The sequence below is a fragment of the Kocuria sp. U4B genome, assembly GCF_054875615.1.
Genome location: NZ_CM142180.1, coordinates 841,793 through 862,871, shown reverse-complemented (window position 1 = coordinate 862,871; position 21,079 = coordinate 841,793). Strand labels below are relative to the sequence as shown.

Genomic DNA, 21,079 nt, shown 5'->3' with positions numbered 1-21,079 from the left:
GGGGCCCGGCCCGTCAGGCCCGGGCGGCCTCCAGGGCGTCCTTGAGCGCCTTGCGGATCCGCTTCTCGGAGACGGTGTGGGCCGTGCCCAGCTCCTGGGCGAACAGCGAGACCCGCAGCTCCTCGAGCATCCAGCCCACCCGGCGCAGCTCGTCCGGGACGGGCACGGAGGGCGGCAGCGCGTCGAGGGCGGCGTCGTAGTCGTCCTCGAGCTTCTGGACCGTCAGCATGCCCACCGTGTCGCGCTGCAGGTGCCCGGCCAGCTTCTCCAGCCGGATCTCCATGGCCCGCACGTAGCGGGGCAGGTGCTGGAGCTGCTCCCAGCCGGTCGCGGCCACGAAGCCGGGGTGCACGAGGTGCTCCAGCTGCGCCTTGACGTCGTTGAGGGAGTTCACGGCCGCGAGCGAGGACGCCTGCTTGAGCCGCTTGCGGATCCTCGCCGCCCCGGAGAGCACCTGCTCCACGAGCGCCGTCACCTGGAACACGGTGTCGATCAGCTCGGCCCGCACGTGGTCGAAGAGCCGGTCGAACTCCGCCCGGGTGTAGGGCGGCTCCGCGGGCACGAGCTTGTCGATCGCGGCCACCGTGCAGTCCGCGATCAGCTCCGACACGGACCCGTGCGGGTTCTGCGTGAAGACGAGCTTCTCCGTGTTGTTCAGGTGCTCGAGCACGTACCGCTCCGGGGAGGGCAGGCGCAGCTGGAGCAGGGCGATCACCCCGCGGCGCTGGGCGGCGCGCTGCTCCCCGGCCGAGGACAGGATCCGCACGGCCACCGTGGGCGACGGCGCCGCCCCCCGCCGGCCCTGCTGCTTGCCGGCCTGCTGGCCGACCGGCCGCGCGGGGGCCTCCGGGACGAGCGCCGGGTAGCCCGTGATCAGCTGGCCCGCCACCGTGGTCTCGACGGTCCGCGGGAGGTCCTCGTCCGGCCACCCGGTCAGGCCCGAGCGCTCGAGCGCCGGCCGGGCCGGGGCCTCCGGGGCGGGGACCGGCCGGCGGCCGCGGCCACCGCGCCCGGGCTCCGGGGCGGGGGCGCCGGGCGTCCCGGCGCCGGGGACCGCGCCGAGGGACTCCGCGAGGGCCGTGCGGATCTCCTCGTGCAGCTCCGCCTTGAGCAGCTCGAGGTCCTCGCCCTCCCCGAGCACCCGGTTGCGCCGGTCGCGCACCTGGAAGCGCATCCGCAGGTGCGCGGGCACCGCGTCCCAGTCCCAGGACCCCGGCGGGACCACGTGGCCCCTGAGCCGGCGCAGCACGAGCTCCAGGGACGGCTCGAGCGCGTCGACGGCCGGGTCGAAGTCGGCCTGCAGCATCCCGACCGCCTGGCGGGCGACGTCCGGGGCGGGCACGAAGTGGCGGCGCACCGCCTTGGGCAGGGAGCGGATCAGCGCCGTCACGAGCTCGGTGCGGAAGCCGGGGATCTGCCACTTGAACTGCTCGGGGTCGAGCTGGTTGAGGAACAGCACCGGCACGCGCACGGTCACGCCGTCGGCGTGGTCGGCGCCCGGGGCGAACTCGTAGTCGAGGTCCAGCACGAGCTCCCCGCCGCGGGTGCGCCGGACCCACTGCCGGGGGTAGAGCGACTCGTCGTAGTCGCGGGCGTCCTCGGCGATGAGGGACTCCGGGTCGAGGTCGAGCAGGTGCTCGTCCTGGTGCCGGGCCTTCTTCCACCAGGCGTCGAAGTGGCGGGCGGAGACCACGGAGGCCGGGATCCGCTCGTCGTAGAACGCGAAGAGGGTCTCGTCGTCGATCCGCAGGTCCTTGCGGCGCAGCCGGTTCTCGAGCTCCTCGACCTCGGCCAGGCGCTTGCGGTTGCGCGCGAAGAAGTGGTGGCGGGTCTGCCAGTCGCCCTCCACGAGGGCGTGGCGGATGAACAGCTCCCGGGCCAGCGCGGGGTCCACGCGCCAGAAGTTGATTCGCCGCCGCGCCACGACGGGCACGCCGTAGAGCGTGACCTTCTCGTAGGCCATCACGGAGCCCTGCGCACGGGACCAGTGGGGCTCCGAGACGCTGCGCTTGACCAGGTGCGGGGCGAGCTCCTCGGCCCACAGCGGGTCGACGGCCGCGTTGACCCGCGCCCACAGCCGGGACGTCTCCACGAGCTCGGCGGACATCACCCAGTCCGGGGACTTCTTGAACAGGTTGGAGCCGGGGAAGATCGCGAAGCGGGAGCCCCGCGCCCCCTGGTACTCGCGCTTGCGCTCGTCCTTGAGCCCGATGTGGCTGAGCAGCCCGGCGAGCAGCGAGACGTGGATCTCCCGCTCCTTGCCGGCCGGGTCCACCTCCCGGCCCTTGCCCACCCGGATGCCGACCTGCTGGCCCATCTGGCGCAGCTGCGCGTAGAGGTCCTGCCACTCGCGGATCCGCAGGAAGTTCAGGTACTCGCGCTGGCACAGCTTCCGGAACCGGGTGGAGGACAGCTCCTCCTGCTGCTCCTGCACGTACTGCCACAGCAGCAGGTAGCTGGTGAAGTCGGAGTTCTCGTCCACGAACCGCTTGTGCGCCTCGTCGGCCTGCTGGCGCTTCTCCAGCGGGCGCTCCCGGGGGTCCTGGACGGTCAGCGCCGCCGCGAGGACCATGACCTCGCGGGCGCAGCCGCGCTTGTCCGCCTCCACGATCATCCGGCCCAGCCGCGGGTCCACGGGCAGCTGGGCGAGCTGCCGGCCGACCGGGGTGAGGGGGCTGCGCCCGGGGTCGTCGCCCCGCCCCGGGCGCGGACCGGCCCCCCCGGGGTCCTCGAGGGCGCCCAGCTCCCGGAGCAGGGCGACGCCGTCCTTGACGGCCCGCGACTCGGGGGGCTCGACGAAGGGGAACCGCTCGATGTCGCCGGGCTCGCGGACGACCCCGACCGAGGTCATCTGCAGGATCACGGCCGCGAGGTTGGTGCGCAGGATCTCGGGGTCGGTGAACTCCGGGCGGGAGAGGTAGTCCTCCTCCGAGTAGAGCCGGATGCAGATGCCGTCCGACACGCGCCCGCACCGGCCCGAGCGCTGGTTCGCCGAGGCCTGGGAGATCCGCTCGATGGGCAGGCGCTGGACCTTGGTGCGGGAGGAGTAGCGGGAGATCCGGGCCGTGCCGGGGTCGATGACGTACTTGATGCCGGGCACGGTGAGGGACGTCTCGGCCACGTTGGTGGCGAGCACGATCCGCCGCCGGCCCGACGGCGCGAACACCCGGTGCTGCTCGGCCATGGACAGCCGGCCGAACAGGGGCAGGATCTCGGCGTCGGCCAGGCCCCGGACCCGCTTGAGGGTGCCCTGCAGGGCCTCCTGGGCGTCGCGGATCTCCCGCTCGCCCGCGAAGAAGATGAGGATGTCGCCCGGCGCCTCCGCGGAGAGCTCCTCGACCGCGTCGCACACGGCGTCGATCGGGTCGCGGTCCTCGTCCTCGAGCCCGTCACCGGCGTCCTCGTCGTCGGGGCCGCCGTCCCCCGGGCGCGGCTCCGACAGGGGCCGCCAGCGGATCTCCACGGGGTAGGTGCGGCCGGAGACCTCGATGACCGGCGCCGGCTGCGGCTCGTCGTCCCCGTCGCCGCCGGGGGCCGCGAAGTGGCGGGCGAAGCGCTCGGGGTCGATCGTGGCGGAGGTGATGATCAGCTTCAGGTCCGGGCGCTGCGGCAGGATCCGCCGGAGGTAGCCCAGCAGGAAGTCGATGTTCAGGGACCGCTCGTGGGCCTCGTCGATGATGATCGTCGAGTACCGGCGCAGCAGCCGGTCGTGCTGGATCTCCGCGAGCAGGATGCCGTCGGTCATCAGCTTGATCCGGGAGTCCGCCCCGACCTCGGACGTGAAGCGGACCTGGTAGCCGACCGTGCCGCCGATCTTCTCGCCGAGCTCGGAGGAGATCCGCTCGGCCACCGAGCGGGCCGCGATCCGGCGCGGCTGGGTGTGCCCGATCAGCCCCCGCTCCCCGAGGCCGAGCTCGAGGCACATCTTGGGGATCTGGGTGGTCTTGCCCGACCCCGTCTCACCGGCGATCACGACGACCTGGTGGTCGGCGATCGCGCGCATGATGTCCTCCCGGCGCGCGGAGACCGGGAGGTTCTCGGGGTAGACGATGGCGCGGGGGCTGCTCAGCGATACTGACATGTCCCCCCGATCCTACCGGGGGCCGGGAGGAGCGCGGGCGGACACGGCCCCGCTTCCGGGCCCCCGCGCCTGGACGGAGGAGGATGCAAGCACCCCGCCGGGGCCGATCCGTCCGCGGATGTGAGCTGTGTCTCATTTGTCGACCGATCGGCAGGTAATATTCCTGGCACCACCCCTTCGAGAAAGGAACCACCATGAAGCGACTGTTCCCGTTGACGGCGGCGCTCGCGTCCTCCGCCCTGCTCCTCACCGGGTGCGGCGGGTCCGACACCTCCGGCTCCGCGGGCTCGGGGGAGTCCGCGGCGGCGGTCGAGGAGGCCACCGTCGGGATCAGCCAGTTCGTCGAGCACCCCTCGCTCGACGCCGCGCGCGAGGGCTTCCTCGCCGCGCTCGAGGAGGGCGGCTACACCGAGGGGGAGAACCTGACGCTCGACTACCAGAACGCCTCGGGCGACCAGGGCACCTCGACGAGCATCGCCTCGAACCTCGCAACCTCCGGCGCCGACCTGGTCCTCGCCATCGCGACCCCGTCCGCGCAGGGCGTGGCGCAGGCCGTCACGGACACGCCCGTGCTGTTCACCGCCGTCACCGACCCCGTGGACGCCGGCCTGGTCGACTCCCTGGAGAGCCCGGGCGGCAACCTCACGGGCACCACCGACATGAACCCGGTCGCCGAGCAGATCGCGCTGATCAAGCAGCTCGACCCCGAGGCGAAGTCCGTCGGCATCATCTACAGCTCCGGCGAGACCAACTCGCAGGTGCAGGTCGAGCTCGCCAAGGAGGCCGCCGAGGCCGAGGGCCTCGAGGTCGTCGAGAAGGCCGTGACCGGCACCTCCGAGGTCGCCCAGGCCGCCGAGTCCTTCGACACCGACGCGATCTACGTCCCGACCGACAACAAGGTCGTCGCCGGCCTCGAGGCCGTGATCTCCGCCGCGGAGACGAAGCAGATCCCGCTCGTCGCCGGCGAGGGCGACTCCGTGGAGCGCGGCGCGCTCATCACCCGGGGCCTCGACTACGAGCAGCTCGGCCGCCAGACCGGCGAGATGGCCCTGCGCATCCTCCAGGAGGGGGCGGACCCCGCGACCATGGCCGTGGAGTCCCAGGAGGACACGCAGCTGGTCGTCAACCTGCAGGCCGCCGAGCGCATGGGCGTCGAGGTGCCCCAGGAGCTGCGCGACTCCGCCGACCGGGTCATCGAGTAGCCCGGTGGCCGGTGCCCGGGCGACCCCCGGGCACCGGCCGCCTCCCGCACCACGGCGGCCCGCCCGCCTCCCGCACCACCGTGGTCCGCCCGCCCGATCGGCGCGGCGGCACCCCGGCCCACCGACCAGAACGGATCCACCAGAAGTGATAGCCGGAATCGAACTCGGACTGCTCTACGCGGTCATGGCCCTCGGCGTCTACCTCACGTTCCGGGTGCTCGACTTCCCCGACCTCACCGTCGACCAGTCCTTCACCACGGGCGCCGCCACCACGGCGATGATCATCCTCGGCGGCGGCAGCCCGTGGCTGGCCACCGCCGCCGGCTTCGTGACCGGCGCGCTCGCCGGGCTGATCACGGGCCTGCTGCACACGAAGGCCCACATCAACGGCCTGCTCGCCGGCATCCTCACGATGACCGCGCTGTACTCGATCAACCTGCGCGTCATGGACGGGAAGGCCAACCTGTCCCTGCTGCGCGAGGACACCATCTTCACCCCGCTCGCCGAGGCGGGGGTGCAGGGCACCTGGCTCGGCATCGGCCTGTTCCTGCTCGGGGCGGCCGTGGTGAAGGTCCTCCTCGACTGGTTCCTCTACACCGACGCCGGTCTGGCCATGCAGGCCACCGGCGACAACCCGGACATGATCCGCTCCTTCGGGGTGAACACCGACCACCAGAAGATGCTGGGCCTGTGCCTGTCCAACGGGCTCGTGGGCCTGGCCGGGTCCCTCGTGGCCCAGTACCAGGGCTTCGCCGACATCGGCATGGGCATCGGGCTCATCGTCGTCGGGCTGGCCTCGGTCATCCTCGGGCAGGGCCTGTTCGGCTCCCGCACGGTGGTCATCTCGACGCTGGCCGTGATCCTCGGCTCGATCGTCTACCGCCTGGTCATCACCGTGGCCCTGCAGGCGGGGCTGAACCCCTCCGACATGAAGCTGATCTCCGCGGTGCTGGTGATCCTCGCGCTGGTCGTCCCGCAGCTGCAGTTCTTCCGGCGCCGCCGGGAGAAGCACCAGGCCAGCGAGGCCGCCCGTCTCGTCGACGAGCTCACCGACACCCCCGCGACCGAGAAGGCAGGTGCCTGAGCCGTGCTCACCATCGACAACGTGCACAAGACGTTCTTCGCCGGGACCGTCAACGAGCGCCGCGCCCTGGCGGGGGTGTCCCTGACCCTCGGCGAGGGCGACTTCCTCACCGTCATCGGCTCCAACGGCGCCGGCAAGTCGACGATCCTCAACACCATCTCGGGGACCCTCATCCCCGACACCGGCACGGTGCGGGTCGACGACCACGACGTCACGCGGCTGCCCGAGCACAAGCGCGCCCGGTACCTCTCCCGCGTGTTCCAGGACCCCATGAAGGGCTCGTCGCCGACCATGACGGTCGAGCAGAACATGGCGATCGCCCTGCAGCGCGGGAAGTCCCGGGGGCTGGCCCCCGGGCTGAGTGGCGGCCGCCGGGAGCTGTTCCGGGAGAAGCTCGCGAGCCTCGAGCTCGGCCTCGAGAACCGGCTCGGCGCGAAGGTGGGGCTGCTCTCGGGCGGCCAGCGCCAGGCGCTGTCCCTGCTCATGGCCACGTTCTCCGAGCCGCGCATCCTGCTGCTCGACGAGCACACCGCCGCGCTCGACCCGCAGCGGGCGGACCTCGTCTCCCGCCTCACGGCCGAGATCGTCGCCGAGCAGCGCCTGACCACGGTCATGGTCACGCACAACATGGAGCAGGCGCTGCGCCTGGGCAACCGGCTCATCATGATGCACGAGGGGCGGATCCTCTTCGAGCTCGACGCCGAGCAGAAGAGGTCGATGACCGTGCCCGGCCTGCTGGAGCAGTTCCGCCGGCTCCAGCCGGGGTCGGGCCAGGAGGCGTTCGACGACGCTACGCTGTTCGAGACCGTCAAGACCGACACGGGCGGCGCCGAGGACGGCCGCTGACCGCCGGCCCGCCCAGCGGGGGCACACGCGGCAGGGCAGGCGGCGGGGCGGACCGGTCCCGGTCCGCCCCGCCGCGCGTCCGGCGTCCCGCACGGCCCCGCCGAGCACCAGGAGAGCAGCACGTGAGCGACCCCCTCGAAGCACGCCGCGCCCGCCGCCGACGCACGGGGGCTGGATGCTGGGCGCCGGGATCGTGGCCCTGTTCGTCTCCACGTTCGCGGTCCCCGAGGCGATCATCCACCTCGCCCACGCCTCCGGGCCGGACGGGGCGGGGCTGAGCGCGCGCGGCGTGGTGCTCGTCGTCGTCGGCGCCGCGACACTGCTGGGGGGCGGGGCGCTCGCCGTCGTCGGGTTCAACCGGCGCCGCTCGGCGGGGGAGGCCCTGCACCCCGAGGACCTGCTCGACGACGAGGAGTTCGGCGACGGCCCGCTGCGCCCCTTCGACCCGGAGCGCTTCCGGCGCCGGCCGGGCCGCGCCGACGACCAGGACTGAGCCGGCCCGCTCACCCGCCGTCGCCCGGCAGCACCCGGACGGTCCCGGCGGAGCCGTCGACCTCCACGACGTCCCCGGTGCGGATCCGGGCGGTCGCGGCGGGCACCCCCACCACCGCCGGCAGGCCGTACTCCCGGGCGACCACGGCCCCGTGGGAGATCGTCCCGCCCATCTCCACCACCAGCCCGCCGGCCGTCAGGAACAGGGGGGTCCAGCCGGGGTCGGTGGACGGCGCCACCAGCACCTCGCCCGGCTCCAGCCGGGCGCCCACGGGCTCCCGGACCACCCGCGCCCGTCCCACGACCGTGCCGGCGGAGGCGGGCGCGCCCCGCAGGAGCCCGTCCCCGTCCTGCGCGGCGCCGCCACGGGCGGCCAGTGCCGCCTCCACGTCGGTCCCGTCGGAGAGCAGGACCCGGGGCACGTGGCGGCGGCGCAGCTCCCGGGCGTACTCGTCGCGGCGCGCGGCGACGACCTCCTGCAGCGCGGCGCCGCCCAGGCCCGCCCGCACCTGCGCCAGGTCGAGGAAGAACACGTCCTCGGCGGCCTCCACCCGGCCCGCCGCCGCGAGCCGCCCGCCCACGAGCAGCAGCTCGCGGCGCAGCTGCGCGAAGACCAGCACCAGCCCGTGCTTCGGCTGCTCGCGCAGCCCCGCCGTGGCCCGCACCCGGCGCAGCCCGAGGGCCACCAGGCGGCCCCGCGGCGTGCGGGGACCCCCGGCGGCGCGCACGAGCGCTGCGACGGCGCGCTCGGCCTCGGCGGCCGCCCGCGCGAACCGGCGCTCGGGCGCCTGCTCGGCGTCCTCGAGCCGCAGGCAGTTGGCGACGACCGCGAGGACGTGGGCGGGGTCCTCGGACCACCGCGGCACCCCGAGGTCGATCTCGGCCACGGCCCGGTGCCCGTAGCGGCGGAGGAACCCCCGCAGGGCCTCCTGCGCGGCCGGCGGCAGGGCGCCTTCGGCGTACCGGTCGGCGAGGGTCCTGGGGTCCCCGGCGAGCAGGGCGTGCGCGGACGCCGGGTCCGCGCCCACCGCGGCGGCGGTGCGCCACAGCTCCAGGTCCATCCCGGTGGTGACGTTGTGCGGCAGCCCGCGCAGCACCGCGGCCAGCAGCCCCGGGGCGGCCCGCCCGCGCAGCAGCACCCGGACGAGCCCCAGCCAGAGGTAGCCGGCGGCCGGTGCGGGCAGCGTCGCGAACAGCCCGGGCAGGAGCTCCCGGCGCAGCACCCGCTCCACCAGCTCGAGGCGCTCACCGGGCGTGGCCGGCCCTGGGGCGGTCGCCGAGCGCAGGAGCCTCTGCTCGGCCCGCTCGCCGCGCCGGCGGGCGGGCTCGGGGCGCACCAGGGCGGCGAGCACCTGCGGAAGGGCGCGGCGGTAGGGGCCCAGCGCCCGCAGGGCCGCCGCGCCCGCCGCCGCGGCTCCCGCCCGCCCGCCACGGGCGGCCGTGAAGCGGGGGTCCCGGGCGAGGTGGCGCAGCACGGGCTCGGAGCGGGTGTCCGCGACCCGCGCCAGGCGGGGGAGGAGGCGCCGGCCGGCCCGGCTGCGCAGCAGGGGGGTCACGTCCCCGAACAGCCGCAGCCCCGCCGTGGTGTAGCGCAGGCCCACGGGGGTGCCGCGCTCCCCGGGCCCGGGGTCGCCCGCGAGGGCCAGGCAGGCGGCGAGGCCCATGGGCGTCATGGGCCGGGTCAGCCCCTGGAGCAGGCTGGCGCACAGGTAGGCGTGCAGGCCGTCCCCGGGGGCGGGCGGCAGGGGGTAGAGGGTGGTGACGGGCCGGGACTGCACGAGGCGCAGGGCACCGTCCGCGGCCAGGACCCACTCCAGGTCCTGCGGTGCGCCGAGGAGCTGCTCGGCGCGCACCCCCAGGGCCGCGAGCGCCGCGACGTGCTCGTCGTCCAGGCAGGGGGCGCCGGGCCCGGGGTGGGAGCGTTCCGTGACCCGGCCGCCGGCGACGTCCACGACGAACCGGTCCGGGGCGACGCGACCGCCCACGACCGCGTCCCCGGGCCCGGGGGCGGCGTCGACCACCGCCTCGCCGCGGCGGCCGGTGAGCGGGTTCGCCGTGAAGAGCACCCCGGACACCTCCGCGGCCACCATCCGCTGGACGACGACGGCGAGGTCCACGGAGCGCTGGTCGACGCCGTGGCCGTCCCGGTAGGCCGTCGCCCGGTCGGTCCACAGGGACGCCCAGCACGCCCGGACCGCCGCCAGCACCGCGTCGGGCCCGACCACGTCGAGGCGGGTCTCGTGCTGCCCGGCGAAGCTGGCCCCCGGAAGGTCCTCGGCGGTGGCCGACGAGCGGACCGCGACGGCCACGCCGTCGCCCATCGCCGCGTACGCGGCGCGCACCGCGGCGGCGACACCGGCGGGAACGGGCACCGCGGCGATCCGCTCGCGCGCCTCGCGGGCGAGCGCGCCGCGGTCGGCCCCGGCCGTGCCGAGCCGGTCCAGGAGGGGAGCGAGCCCGGCCGCGCGCGCCGCCCGGCGGTAGGCGGCGGTCGTGACGCAGAACCCGGGCGGCACCGGCAGCCCGTGGGCGAGCAGCCGGCCCAGGCCGGCGGCCTTCCCGCCGACCTCCGCCAGGGGCGCGCCGGCCGCCAGGGCCAGGTCCACGACGATCCGCTCGCCGTCCACGGGCGCCTGCTGCGCCGAGCGCTCACCGTCCACTCTCGCCTCCGGGAGAAGCGGTCCGTCCGGCCGACCGGGTGCGGGGGCGGACCGTGTGGGCCGAACTATAGGCGGGGGCGGGAAGGACCTCAACGCCCCGGCACGAGGGGGAGCCGCGCGGAGGAGGGGCCGCAACGGGCAGGACGAGCCAGGAGGGCAGACGCGAGGAGGGCCCCGGATCAGCTGATCCGGGGCCCTCCTCGTCCGTGGTGCCCGCGATAGGATTCGAACCTACGGCCTTCTGCTCCGGAGGCAGACGCTCTATCCCCTGAGCTACGCGGGCCTTTCGCCGCCTCAGCGACGGACCTCAACGATACTAGCAGGTTCCCGGGGGTGGTCGTCGACCCCGCCGACACGGGGCCTCCGTGGCGCCCGGTTACACTGTTCGGGTGACTCCTGAAGAACTCTCCCTCGCCGTATCCGCATGCCTGCAGGACGCCGTGGCCCGCGGCGACCTCGCCCTCGCCGACGGCGCGCAGCTGCCGGACGTGCGGATCGAGCGGCCGAAGAACCGGGAGCACGGGGACTGGGCCACCAACGTCGCGATGCAGCTGGCGAAGAAGGTCGGCCGCGCCCCCCGCGACGTCGCCGCCGTCGTCAAGGACCGGCTGGAGGACACGCCCGGCGTCGCCACGGTCGACGTGGCCGGCCCGGGGTTCCTCAACATCACCCTGGACGCCGCCGCCGCCGGCGGGCTGGCCCGGGCGATCGTCGAGCAGGGGGCCGCGTTCGGCACCGCCGACTCGCTGGCCGGCACGGCGATCAACCTGGAGTTCGTCTCCGCCAACCCCACCGGCCCCGTCCACCTGGGCGGCACCCGCTGGGCCGCGGTGGGCGACTCCCTCGCCCGCGTCCTCGAGGCGCAGGGCGCCGACGTGGTGCGCGAGTACTACTTCAACGACCACGGCGCGCAGATCGACCGCTTCGCCCGGTCCCTGCTCGCCCGCGCCAAGGGCGAGCCCGCCCCCGAGGACGGCTACGGCGGGGACTACATCACCGAGATCGCCGAGCGGATCGTCGCGGCCCACCCCGGCGCGCTCGCGTCCGAGGACCCGCAGGAGGCCTTCCGGGCCGCCGGCGTCGAGCTGATGTTCGCCGAGATCAAGCAGTCCCTGCACGAGTTCGGCGTGGACTTCGACGTGTACTTCCACGAGCAGTCCCTGTTCGAGAGCGGCGCGGTCGAGGCGCTGCTCGAGCAGCTCAAGGGCTCCGACGCGCTGTACTTCGCCGACGGGGCGTGGTGGCTGCGCTCCAGCGCCTACGGCGACGACAAGGACCGCGTGGTGATCAAGTCCGACGGCGAGGCCGCCTACATCGCGGGCGACATCGCCTACTTCAAGGACAAGCGGGACCGCGGCGCCGACCTGTGCATCTACATGCTCGGGGCCGACCACCACGGCTACGTGGCCCGGCTCAAGGCCGCCGCCGCCGCGCTGGGCGACGCCCCGGACCGGGTCGAGGTGCTCATCGGGCAGATGGTCAACCTCGTCAAGGACGGCGTGCCCGTGCGGATGTCCAAGCGCGCCGGCAACGTCGTGACCATGGAGGACCTCGTGGAGGCCGTCGGCGTGGACGCCGCCCGGTACGCCCTGACCCGCTACTCGGTGGACTCCAACATCGACATCGACCTGGACCTGCTGACCCGCCGCTCCAACGAGAACCCGGTCTTCTACGTGCAGTACGCCCACGCCCGCACGTGCGCCGTGGGCCGCAACGCCGAGGCCGCGGGCGTCTCCCGCACGGGCGCCGACGGGACCCCCGTCTTCGACGCCGCCCTGCTCGACCACCCCATGGAGGGCGAGCTGCTGGCCGCCCTGGGGCAGTACCCCTCGGTGCTCGCGCAGGCCGCGCAGTTCCGGGAGCCCCACCGGGTGGCCCGCCACCTGGAGGTGATCGCCGGGACGTACCACCGCTGGTACGACGCCTGCCGCGTCGCCCCGCAGGGCGACGACGCGGTCACCGACCTGCACCGCACCCGCCTGTGGCTCAACGACGCCGCCCGGCAGGTCCTGAGCAACGGGCTGGGCGTGCTCGGCGTGTCCGCCCCGGAGAGGATGTGATCCCGTGACCGTCGACCGCACCGACCGCGAAGCCGGGTCCCCGCTCGCGCCCGCGTGGCTGAGCGTGCCCGAGGACCTGGACGCGCTCGACCCCGTGATCTGGCCCGAGGCGTTCCGGCGCGACGCCGAGGGCCGGCTGACCGTCTCCGGGATCCCCGCGGACCAGCTCGCGGAGCGCTTCGGGACCCCGTCCTACGTGTACTCGGAGGACGTGTTCCGGGCCCGCGCCCGGGAGTTCCGCGACGCGTTCACCGACGCGTTCGCCCGGATCGGGGCGGACGTCACCGTCTACTACGCCGGCAAGTCGTTCCTCACCACCGAGGTCGTGCGGTGGGTCCGCGAGGAGGGGCTCAATGTGGACACCGCCTCGGGCGGGGAGCTGGCCGTGGCCCTGCGCGCCGGGATGGAGCCGCACCGGATCGGGCTGCACGGCAACAACAAGTCCGCCGCCGAGATCACCCGCGCCCTCGACGCCGGGGTCGGGCGGATCGTCGTCGACTCCCTCGCCGAGATCGAGCTCGTCGCCCGGCTCGCGCGGGCCCTCGGCGTCGTCGCGCCCGTGATGGTGCGCGTGACCCCGGGCGTGCACGCGTCCACCCACGAGTTCATCGCGACCGCCCACGAGGACCAGAAGTTCGGCCTGTCCCTGGCGGCCCCGGAGGACGGCGGCGACAGCCCTGCGATGCAGGCCGTCACGGCGTGCGTCGTCGACCCCGACCTGGACCTGCGGGGCGTCCACTGCCACATCGGCTCCCAGATCTTCGACGCGGACGGCTTCGGCATGGCCGCCGAGCGGGTGCTGGCCTTCATGGCCGGGGCCAACGAGCGCTTTGGCCTCACGATGCCGGAGCTCGACCTCGGCGGCGGCTACGGGATCGCCTACACCGAGGCCGACACCCCCCGTCCGGCCCGCGAGATCGCCGAGTCCCTCGCCGGGAAGGTGGCCGCCGCCGCCCGTGCGCTGGACATGGCCGTCCCGGAGCTGTCCATCGAGCCCGGCCGCGCCATCTCGGGCCCCAGCGCCTGCACCCTTTACACCGTGGGCACCGTCAAGACCGTCACCGTCGACTCCGGCGCCCGCCGCCGGTACGTCTCCGTCGACGGCGGGATGAGCGACAACGCCCGCCCGGTGCTCTACGGCGCCGACTACACCGCCGTGCTCGCCGACCGGCCCGCCGAGGGCGGCCCCGTCCTCTCCCGGGTGGTCGGCAAGCACTGCGAGTCCGGCGACATCGTCGTGCGCGACGTCTACCTGCCCGGGGACCTCACCGCCGGGGACCTCCTGGCGGTGCCCGCCACGGGCGCCTACTGCTGGTCCCTGGCCAGCAACTACAACTGGGTTCCCCGCCCGCCCGTCGTGGCGGTGCGCGCCGCCGGCGCGCAGCCCGAGGCACGACTGATCGTGCGGGGCGAGACCGAAGACGACCTGCTGGCCCGCGACCTGGGAGCCTGAGTGACCGACCCCACCCCCGACACCCCCCGACCCTCCGCGACGGTCCCCGCCGCGCGCCCGACGGGGACGGTGAAGGTCGCCCTGCTGGGCGCCGGCACCGTCGGCGCCCAGGTGGCGCAGGCCCTCCTCGAGCACGCCGAGGAGTTCACCGCACGCGTGGGCGCGCCGGTGGAGCTCGCCGGGATCGCCGTGCGGGACGTCACCGCCCGGCGCACCGTGGAGCTGCCGGAGGAGCTGCTCACGACGGACGCGGAGGCCCTGATCGATGCCGCGGACGTGGTCATCGAGCTCACCGGGGGCATCGAGCCCGCCCGCAGCCGGATCCTGCGCGCCCTGCACGCCGGCAAGCCCGTGGTCTCGGGCAACAAGGCCCTCATCGCCCGGCACGGCCGCCAGCTGCAGGACGCCGCCGACGCCGCCGGGGTGCCGCTGTCCTACGAGGCCGCCGTGGCGGGGGCCATCCCCATCGTGCGGCCCATGCGGGACTCCCTGGCCGGGGACCGCGTGGACCGGCTGCTCGGGATCATGAACGGCACCACGAACTACATCCTCGACCAGATGGACACCACGGGCGCCCAGTTCGCCGACGCCCTGGCCGAGGCACAGCGCCTCGGCTACGCCGAGGCGGACCCCACGGCCGACGTCGAGGGCCACGACGCGGCCGCGAAGGCCGCCATCCTCGCGTCCCTGGCCTTCCACTCGACGTTCACCATCGACGACGTCTACTGCCGGGGCATCACCGGCGTCACGGCCGCCGACGTCGCCGCCGCGAAGGAGGCCGGCTACGTGATCAAGCTCCTCGCGGTGTGCGAGCGGTGCCCGGACGGGGTGAACCTGCGGGTGACCCCGACCATGATCCCGCGCGAGCACCCGCTGGCGGGGGTGCACGGGGCCTACAACGCCGTGTTCGTCGAGGCCGCGAACGCCGGCTCCCTGATGTTCTACGGCGCGGGCGCCGGCGGCGCCCCGACGGCCTCGGCCGTGCTCGGCGACTTCGTCTCGGCCGCACGCCGGCTCGTGCTCGGCGGGCCCGCCCAGGTCGCCGAGCCCCACGCGCAGCTGCCGGCCGTGCCGATGGACGACGTGCGCACCAGCTTCTCGATCACCCTCGTGGTCCAGGACCGGCTGGGCGTGCTCGCCCGGATCGCCCAGGTCTTCGCCGACCACGGCGTGTCGATCCACACGATGCAGCAGAAGGACCACCCCAGCGGCGCGCCGCAGCTGGCCGAGATCCGGCTCGTGACCCACCGCGGCGCGAACAAGGACCTCGTGGCCACGGTCGACGCGCTGGAGGAGCTGCCCTTCGTCGAGCAGGTCACCGGCGTGATCCGCGTGGAGCACGACGACTGACCGGCCCGGCCGGGCACCGGCCGTCTCCCCCGCAATCCCCCGCACCACGAGCCCACAGGAAGAGATTCAGCACATGGCACACGTCTGGCAGGGCGTCATCAACGAGTACCGGGACCGGCTGCCGGTCTCGGCGTCGACCGAGGTCATCACGATGGGGGAGGGCGGCACGCCCCTGATCCGGGCGCGCGCCCTGTCGGAGCTCACCGGCAACACGGTCTGGCTGAAGTTCGAGGGGATGAACCCCACCGGGTCCTTCAAGGACCGGGGCATGACCATGGCCATCACGAAGGCCAAGGAGGAGGGCGCCGAGGCCGTCGTGTGCGCCTCCACCGGCAACACCTCCGCCTCCGCCGCCGCGTACGCCCAGCAGGCCGGGCTCACGTGCGCGGTGCTCGTGCCGGAGGGGCGGATCGCGATGGGCAAGCTCTCCCAGGCGGTCGCCCACGGCGCGGACATCATCCAGGTGGACGGCAACTTCGACAACTGCCTCGACGTGGCCCGCAAGCTCTCCGAGTCCTACCCGGTGTTCCTCGTGAACTCCGTGAACCCGTACCGCATCGAGGGGCAGAAGACCGGCGCGTTCGAGGTCGTGGACACCCTCGGCGACGCCCCCGACTACCACATCCTGCCCGTCGGCAACGCCGGCAACATCACGGCCTACTGGAAGGGCTACCAGGAGTACGCCCGCCCCTACGCCTCCGGGACCGCGGGCGAGCTGCCGGCCGTGGCCACGCGGACCCCGGTGATGTGGGGCTTCCAGGCCGAGGGCGCCGCCCCGCTCGTGCTGGGCCACCCGGTCACCGAGCCGGAGACCATCGCCACCGCCATCCGGATCGGCAACCCGGCCTCGTGGGACAGCGCGGTCGCCGCCCGCGACGAGTCCGGCGGGCTCATCGGCGCCGTCTCCGACGACGAGATCCTCGCCGCCCACCGCTGGCTCTCCGCGAAGGAGGGCGTGTTCGTGGAGCCGGGCTCCGCCGCGGGCGTCGCCGGGCTGCTGCAGAAGCACGCCGCGGGGGAGGCCCCCACGGGGAAGACGGTCGTCATCACCGTCACCGGTCACGGCCTCAAGGACCCGCAGTGGGCGATCAAGGCCGCGGAGCGCGAGGACCCCTCCCTGGTGGAGCCCAGGCGCGTGCCGTTCGACGTGGTGGCCGTCGCCGCCGCGCTCGGCCTGGAGTAGACCGGATGTTCGAGATCGGGCAGCGGGTCGCCCTCAGCGTGCCCGCGTCCACGGGCAACGTGGGCCCCGGCTACGACAGCCTCGGCCTGGCCCTGGGGCACTACGACGACCTCGCCGTGACGGTGCTCGAGGACGGGCTGGAGTTCGAGCTGCACGGGGAGGGCTCGGAGGCGGTGCCCCGCGACGCCGACCACCTGGTGGTGCGCGCGATGCGGGCGGCGTTCCGCGCCGCCGGCGTCGAGGAGCTGCCCGGGCTGCGCCTCGAGGCGACCAACCGCATCCCGCACGGGCGGGGCATGGGCTCGAGCGCCACGGCCGTGGTGGGCGGCGTGCTCGCGGCCAACGCGCTGCTGCCCGCCGACCGCGCCCTCGACGACGCCCGACTGCTCCAGGTCGCCGCCGCGATGGAGGGCCACCCCGACAACGTCGCGCCGTCGCTCTACGGGGGGCTCGTGATCTCCTGGGCCGACGCCGCGGGCTGGCGCAGCGTGCCCGTGGCCGTGCACGAGGACGTCGTCCCGGTCGTCGCGATCCCCGACTTCGAGGTCCCCACCCGGCTCGCCCGGTCCCTGCTGCCCGCGCAGGTCCCGCACCACGACGCCGCGGTCAACGCCGGGCGGACCGCCCTGCTCGTCGAGGCGATGACCCGGCGCCCCGACCTGCTGCTGCCCGCGACCGAGGACCGGCTGCACCAGCCGTACCGGGCCGCGGCCATGCCGCCGAGCGCCCGGCTGATGCGCGGCCTGCGGGAGGGGGGGCTCGCCGCGATGATCTCGGGGGCCGGGCCGACCGTCCTCGTCCTGGCCGCCGGCCCCGCCCAGGCCCGGGAGGCCGAGCGGGCCGTCGCCGAGCTCGCCCCCGGCGGCGGCCACGACCACCCGGTCGCCTGGCGTGTCCTGCGTCTGCGCGTGGACGGGCGGGGTGCTAAGCTGGAGAAGCACCCGCAGAAGATCCAGGGGTAGGAGACCGCGCCCGGCGCGGTGAGGACAGCGGGCATCATGAGGGGCGTCGCCCCGGGCAGATGACCCGACCACCTCGTCTTCGATCCCCCCGAGCTTCCGGTGATCCCCCGCCGGCACCGGCTACTTTCGATGCCGTCGGCGCACCGGTCCGCCCATGACGGGCCGGAGCGCACCACGTTCCCCGGGTGCCACCTGTTCGCCCAGGCTGCCGCGCCCTCTGTGCGCCCCGCCGCCGGTGGCCCGCGATCGCGGCCCGCCGAGAACCATCCACGGTCCTGGACTCTGAGATCCACGGGCCCCCCACCGAGGGAGAAGGACACTTCGTGACCGAGACCACCGACCTTTCCACGGGTACGGAAGAGACCACCGCCGATCCCAGGAGCGCGGGCCTGTCCGCGCTCAAGCTGGCGCAGCTGCAGGCGCTGGCCTCGCAGCTGGGCATCACCGGCGCCCGCCGCATGCGCAAGAGCCTGCTGGTGGACGCCATCGCCGCCCACCAGCGCGGCGGTGCCGTGGCCGACCGGGACCGCGCGGTCGAGGAGAAGATCGCCCGGACCGTCGAGAAGACGTCCGAGAAGACCGCCGACCGGGCCCCCGAGCAGCCCGCCGCCGGGCAGGCCGGCGAGCAGCCGGCCGAGCAGACCCAGCCGCCGCGGCGCACCCGCGCGCGCCGGGCCACCAGCACCGGCGTCGTCGCCCAGCAGGCCCCCGCCGAGACCGCCGGCGCCGAGCAGGCTCCCGCCGAGACCGCCGGCGCCGAGCAGGCCCCGGCCGAGGCAGCCGGCGCCGAGCAGCCGGCCGGCCAGGAGGCCGGTGAGGGCGCCCGTGCCCGCACCCGCACCCGCAACCGCAACCGCGGCCGCGACGAGGCCACCGGCCAGCCGTCTGAGGACGAGCGCGCCGACCAGTCCGACCAGTCCGAGCAGGACCGCGGCCGCACGCAGAACCGCGGCCAGGAGGCCAAGGGCCAGGACAAGTCCGGCCAGGAGCCCCGCCAGGACAAGGGCGGCCAGGACAAGGGCGGCCAGGACAAGGGCGGCCAGGACAAGGGCGGCCAGGCCGAGGGCCGCGGCAAGCGCGACAACCGTCCGGAGGGCGGCAAGCAGCAGGAGGCCAAGGGCCAGGACGTCCGCCAGGAGCGCAACGGCCAGGACCGCAGCGGCCAGGACGGCGAGGGCGGCAGCCGCCGCAGCCGCCGCAACCGCAACCGCAACGACCGGGACCGCGACCGCAGCGAGCGCAACGAGCAGCGCAACGAGCGCAACGAGCGGGCCGAGCGCAACGAGCGGCGCAACCGGCGCGGGCGCAGCAACGGCCCCGAGGTCGACGACACGGAGCTGACCGAGGACGACGTCCTGCTGCCCGTCGCAGGCATCCTGGACGTCCTCGACAACTACGCGTTCGTGCGCACCTCCGGCTACCTGCCGGGCCCGAACGACGTCTACGTCAGCCTCGCCCAGGTCAAGAAGTACGGCCTGCGCAAGGGCGACGCCGTCGTCGGCGCCATCCGCGCCCCGCGCGACGGCGAGCAGCAGAACAACACCCGGCAGAAGTTCAACGCCCTCGTGCAGCTCACCACGGTCAACGGCAGGAAGCCCGAGGACAACAAGGACCGCGTCGACTTCGGCAAGCTCGTCCCGCTGTACCCGCAGGAGCGGCTGCGCCTGGAGACCGAGCCCAAGAAGATCGGCCCGCGCGTGGTCGACCTCGTGGCCCCGATCGGCAAGGGTCAGCGCGGCCTGATCGTCTCCCCGCCGAAGGCGGGCAAGACGCTGATGCTGCAGTCGATCGCCAACGCGATCACCACGAACAACCCCGAGGTCCACCTCATGATGGTGCTCGTCGACGAGCGCCCCGAGGAGGTCACGGACATGCAGCGCACCGTGAAGGGCGAGGTCATCGCCTCGACCTTCGACCGCCCGGCCGACGACCACACCACGGTCGCGGAGCTGGCCATCGAGCGGGCCAAGCGCCTGGTGGAGATGGGCATGGACGTCGTGGTGCTCCTCGACTCCATGACCCGCCTGGGCCGTGCGTACAACCTCTCGGCCCCCGCCTCCGGGCGCATCCTCTCCGGCGGCGTGGACTCCGCGGCGCTGTACCCGCCGAAGAAGTTCTTCGGCGCGGCCCGCAACATCGAGAACGGCGGCTCGCTGACGATCCTGGCGACGGCGCTCGTGGAGACCGGGTCCAAGATGGACGAGGTGATCTTCGAGGAGTTCAAGGGCACCGGCAACATGGAGCTGCGCCTGTCCCGCAACCTCGCGGACAAGCGGATCTACCCCGCCGTGGACGTCAACTCCTCCGGCACCCGCCGCGAGGAGAACCTGCTGTCCACGGACGAGATCAAGATCATGTGGAAGCTGCGCCGCGTCCTGTCCGGGCTCGACCAGCAGCAGGCCCTGGAGCTGCTCACGAACAAGCTGCGGGACACCCAGTCCAACACCGAGTTCCTCCTGCAGGTCCAGAAGACCACGCTGTCGGTGAAGTCCGAGAGCGACCGCTAGGACGTGCCCGCCGCCGCGGCCCCGACCGGATCGACCGGTCGGGGCCGCGGCGGCGTCGTCGTGTCCGCCCCTCGACCTCTCCGCCGCCCCACGAAGGAGCGCCCCATGCCGGATCCCATCCAGTCCCTGCTCGACGAGCACGCCGAGCTCCAGCGCCTGCTGGCCGACCCCGCGGTGCACGCCGAGCAGGGCCGCGCCCGCCGGCTCGGCCGCCGCTACGCCGAGCTCAACGGCGTCGTCGAGGCCCACCGGCGCGTGGAGCGCCTCGAGGCCGACCTCGGCGCGGCCCGCGAGCTCGCGGCCGAGGAGCCGGAGTTCGCCGAGGAGATCCCCGGGCTCGAGGCCCAGCTGGACGAGGCCCGCGAGAAGCTGCGCCGGCTGCTGGTCCCGCGCGACCCCGACGACGGGCGCAACGTGATCCTCGAGGTGAAGGCGGGGGAGGGCGGGGACGAGTCCGCGCTCTTCGCCGGCGACCTGCTGCGGATGTACACGAAGTACGCCGAGACCCGCGGCTGGAAGACCGAGCTGATCTCCGCGAACGAGTCCGACCTGGGCGGCTACAAGGACGTCCAGATCGCGATCAAGTCCAACGCCACGGACCCCGCCGAGGGCGTGTGGGCGCGGCTGAAGTACGAGGGCGGCGTGCACCGCGTCCAGCGCGTGCCCGTCACGGAGTCCCAGGGCCGGATCCACACCTCGGCCGCGGGCGTGCTCGTGTTCCCCGAGGTGGACGAGCCGGAGGAGGTCGAGATCAGCCAGAACGACCTCAAGATCGACGTCTACCGCTCCTCGGGCCCCGGCGGGCAGTCCGTGAACACCACGGACTCCGCCGTGCGCATCACCCACCTGCCCACGGGCATCGTGGTGGCGATGCAGAACGAGAAGTCCCAGCTGCAGAACCGGGAGGCGGCGATGCGCGTGCTGCGCGCCCGCATCCTGGCCCACCAGCAGGAGCAGATCGACGCGGAGAACGCCGCCCAGCGCCGCTCGCAGGTGCGCACGATGGACCGCTCCGAGCGGATCCGCACCTACAACTTCCCGGAGAACCGGATCAACGACCACCGCACCGGGTACAAGGCCTACAACCTCGACCACGTCATGGCCGGGGAGCTCGAGCCCGTGGTGCAGTCCGCGATCGAGCTGGACGAGAAGGCGCAGCTCGAGGCCATCGGCCGGCAGGGCAGCTGAACGGCACGGGG

General features: G+C 74.2%; 13 protein-coding genes and 1 tRNA gene. 11 read left to right on the top strand and 3 right to left on the bottom strand.

What is annotated here, in order from left to right; all coding sequences use genetic code 11:
* Positions 1-13 precede the first annotated feature (13 nt).
* Positions 14-4,081, bottom strand: coding sequence for an ATP-dependent RNA helicase HrpA (gene hrpA / locus ACYSMR_RS04035; protein WP_461747445.1), 4,068 nt, complete (start codon positions 4,079-4,081; stop codon positions 14-16).
* A 194-nt stretch (positions 4,082-4,275) separates the two neighbouring features.
* On the opposite strand from hrpA, the gene ACYSMR_RS04030 reads away from it, so the two are divergent.
* From ACYSMR_RS04030 to ACYSMR_RS04015, 4 genes are all read left to right on the top strand, one after another.
* Positions 4,276-5,283: an ABC transporter substrate-binding protein gene (locus tag ACYSMR_RS04030; protein WP_251332008.1), complete on the top strand. Its 1,008-nt coding sequence runs from the start codon at positions 4,276-4,278 to the stop codon at positions 5,281-5,283.
* Between the two features lie 145 nt (positions 5,284-5,428).
* Complete coding sequence (locus tag ACYSMR_RS04025; RefSeq protein WP_251332007.1) at positions 5,429-6,367, top strand: ABC transporter permease; 939 nt, start codon at positions 5,429-5,431, stop codon at positions 6,365-6,367.
* Between the two features lie 3 nt (positions 6,368-6,370).
* Entirely contained in the window at positions 6,371-7,213 is an 843-nt protein-coding gene (locus tag ACYSMR_RS04020; RefSeq protein ID WP_251332006.1) for an ABC transporter ATP-binding protein, read from the top strand.
* A 175-nt stretch (positions 7,214-7,388) separates the two neighbouring features.
* Positions 7,389-7,706, top strand: a complete 318-nt coding sequence (locus ACYSMR_RS04015) for a hypothetical protein (protein WP_461747444.1) — start codon at positions 7,389-7,391, stop codon at positions 7,704-7,706.
* Between the two features lie 10 nt (positions 7,707-7,716).
* On the opposite strand, the gene ACYSMR_RS04010 is transcribed toward ACYSMR_RS04015, so the two are convergent.
* Both ACYSMR_RS04010 and ACYSMR_RS04005 read right to left on the bottom strand, forming a co-directional pair.
* Entirely contained in the window at positions 7,717-10,365 is a 2,649-nt protein-coding gene (locus tag ACYSMR_RS04010) for a PEP/pyruvate-binding domain-containing protein (protein WP_461747443.1), read from the bottom strand.
* A gap of 207 nt (positions 10,366-10,572) precedes the next feature.
* Positions 10,573-10,648, bottom strand: a tRNA-Arg gene (locus ACYSMR_RS04005).
* Between the two features lie 106 nt (positions 10,649-10,754).
* Between ACYSMR_RS04005 and argS the strand changes: the two genes are divergently transcribed.
* From argS to prfA, 7 genes are all read left to right on the top strand, one after another.
* The gene (gene argS, locus ACYSMR_RS04000; RefSeq protein ID WP_461747442.1) at positions 10,755-12,425 is read left to right on the top strand and encodes an arginine--tRNA ligase; all 1,671 of its coding nucleotides are present in this window, start codon (positions 10,755-10,757) and stop codon (positions 12,423-12,425) included.
* Between the two features lie 4 nt (positions 12,426-12,429).
* Positions 12,430-13,878: a diaminopimelate decarboxylase gene (gene lysA / locus ACYSMR_RS03995; protein WP_461747441.1), complete on the top strand. Its 1,449-nt coding sequence runs from the start codon at positions 12,430-12,432 to the stop codon at positions 13,876-13,878.
* Between the two features lie 69 nt (positions 13,879-13,947).
* Complete coding sequence (locus ACYSMR_RS03990) at positions 13,948-15,228, top strand: homoserine dehydrogenase (protein WP_251332080.1); 1,281 nt, start codon at positions 13,948-13,950, stop codon at positions 15,226-15,228.
* Between the two features lie 73 nt (positions 15,229-15,301).
* Positions 15,302-16,411: a threonine synthase gene (gene thrC / locus ACYSMR_RS03985; protein WP_461747440.1), complete on the top strand. Its 1,110-nt coding sequence runs from the start codon at positions 15,302-15,304 to the stop codon at positions 16,409-16,411.
* A gap of 5 nt (positions 16,412-16,416) precedes the next feature.
* Positions 16,417-17,373 (top strand): homoserine kinase, encoded by a 957-nt coding sequence (gene thrB / locus ACYSMR_RS03980; RefSeq protein ID WP_461747439.1) that lies wholly within the window; start codon positions 16,417-16,419, stop codon positions 17,371-17,373.
* 323 nt (positions 17,374-17,696) lie between these two features.
* Positions 17,697-19,880, top strand: coding sequence for a transcription termination factor Rho (gene rho / locus ACYSMR_RS03975; RefSeq protein ID WP_461747438.1), 2,184 nt, complete (start codon positions 17,697-17,699; stop codon positions 19,878-19,880).
* A 105-nt stretch (positions 19,881-19,985) separates the two neighbouring features.
* Positions 19,986-21,068, top strand: a complete 1,083-nt coding sequence (prfA, locus tag ACYSMR_RS03970) for a peptide chain release factor 1 (RefSeq protein WP_251331998.1) — start codon at positions 19,986-19,988, stop codon at positions 21,066-21,068.
* Positions 21,069-21,079: the final 11 nt, after the last annotated feature.